Consider the following 1,883-nt stretch of genomic DNA (forward strand, 5'->3'; position numbering starts at 1 on the left):
AATCGAGTAGATAGGGGCGGCTAGCCCCTGACCTCTCACACCACCGTACATGCGGGTCCGCATACGGCGGTTCCTAAAGGTTAACGAATTTCCAAGTAACGAGTAGTTAGACTCATCAGCCCTTGGTCTTTCCAGTAGGAAAGGTTAAGGGCGTTGTTTATGTTTCGAGACATTTCCCAGCATCCCCGCCGAGCGTTTGCCATCATTCTCGCGGCCCACTCAGGAACGTTAAGCGCCCGAAGATTTCGCAGTCTGGTTCGGGGTAACTTCCACTGCTTCCACACACACATCCGGAGTCTTCGCCGAATCCATTCGTCAAGTTTCTCGCAATGCTTCTTTGCAGATGCTAGGCGGAAGTAACCAACCCAACCCATAAGGTATCGATTAAGCTCCTTAATGCGGTGCTCCAATGAAACACCTCTTGTTCTAGAGGTAATTTCTCTTACACGTTCCTTTAGTTGCTCTAGTTTCTTCGGCGCGATTCGGATGGTTGCCTGTGCGTTGCTTACGAAGCTAAAGCCGAGGAATTTACGGTTCCAAGGTCGGTCTACCGCACTTTTGTCCCTATTCACTTTTAGTCTAAGTTTCCCTTCTACAAAGCGAATCACCGATTCCATCACACGCTCTCCTGCTCGCTTGCTTTTCACGAAGATATTACAGTCGTCCGCGTAGCGGACGAAGTGCAATCCTCTTCTTGTTAATTCCTTGTCCAAGTCGTCCAACAGGATATTTGCCAAAAGCGGGCTTAAAGGTCCTCCTTGTGGAGTGCCTTCCACCGTTTCTTGTCTCGCTCCGTCTACCATGACGCCGGCATTCAGGTATGCTCGAATAAGCTTCAGAACGCGCTTGTCCGTCACTTTCCTAGCTACCCTTGCCATTAAGATGTCGTGGTTCACTCGGTCAAAGAACTTCTCCAAGTCCATATCTACGACCCATCGGTATCCTTCTTGTATGTAGGATTGCGCTTGCTTAACTGCATCGTGGGCTCGTTTCTTTGGTCGGAAGCCGAAGCTTTGCGGTGAAAAGCATGGATCAAAGATCGGTGTCATCACTTGCATCAGGGCTTGCTGAATGAATCGATCCATTACGGTTGGGATGCCTAACAGCCGAATCCCGCCTCCGGGTTTGGGGATTTCCACCCGTTTGACAGGCATTGGTCTGTAAGTACCCCCTTGGAGTTCCGATTTCACGGTATTCCAACGTTCCCATAAGTGCGCTTGTAGCTCGGCTACTGTCACTCCGTCAACGCCGGGCGCTCCTCCGTTCTGTTTCACTCGCTTAAATGCAAGCCGAAGGTTGTTTCCTTCGAGCATTCGCTCCAGCAGGTCGTTCTGTCCTTCGCGAGAAGAATGGTCGAGTTGTGCCGTCGAAGAGCTCGGCGCTCCGGCATACCCTTGCGGCTTCACCGCTGCTCTTTGCCGTGAGCCTTCATATGAAGTTGGCTGCTGTCGTTGCCCTTCGTGCGAACGCATCGGTTTCTTCTCTCCTTTAAGTTCAGCCCTTCCGGTTTCCGGCGTCCCGTAATCCCGTACTATGGCTTCTGCTGACTCCTGCGGATTCAGCGCAATCTTGCGATTGCGGTTACGAAGTGACTTCGCGTATTCCGCAGGCCTCCCCAGATAAGAACGTCATCTTTCTGCCCGCAACCGCTCAAGTTTACAAGGATAGTCTTTGGCGACTTTGGATTTCGTCATGTTATGGTGACTCATCCGGCTAACCCTGCCTCGAATTGAGTTCGTGTACCTCGGCTCGTGCATTTGCCTCCAGCTTCCTCCAGATTCCGCCTCGCGGCGGACACCCTTGCTCTTGGCTAACGGTAGGCGTTCGCCAGCCCCCGTTCGGGACTTTCACCCTAGAGATGACGCCCATGCTGGGCGTACATA

At 52.2% G+C, this 1,883-nt stretch carries 1 protein-coding gene; it reads right to left on the reverse strand.

Translation table 11 applies throughout. From position 1 onward, the window contains the following. Nucleotides 1–80: 80 nt before the first annotated feature. Nucleotides 81–1,472 (reverse strand): group II intron reverse transcriptase/maturase, encoded by a 1,392-nt coding sequence (gene ltrA / locus PT964_RS26280; RefSeq protein WP_274366322.1) that lies wholly within the window; start codon nt 1,470–1,472, stop codon nt 81–83. Nucleotides 1,473–1,883 lie beyond the last annotated feature (411 nt).

The sequence above is a fragment of the Paenibacillus thermotolerans genome (assembly GCF_028745515.1).
Taxonomy (GTDB): Bacteria; Bacillota; Bacilli; order Paenibacillales; family YIM-B00363; genus Paenibacillus_AE; species Paenibacillus_AE thermotolerans.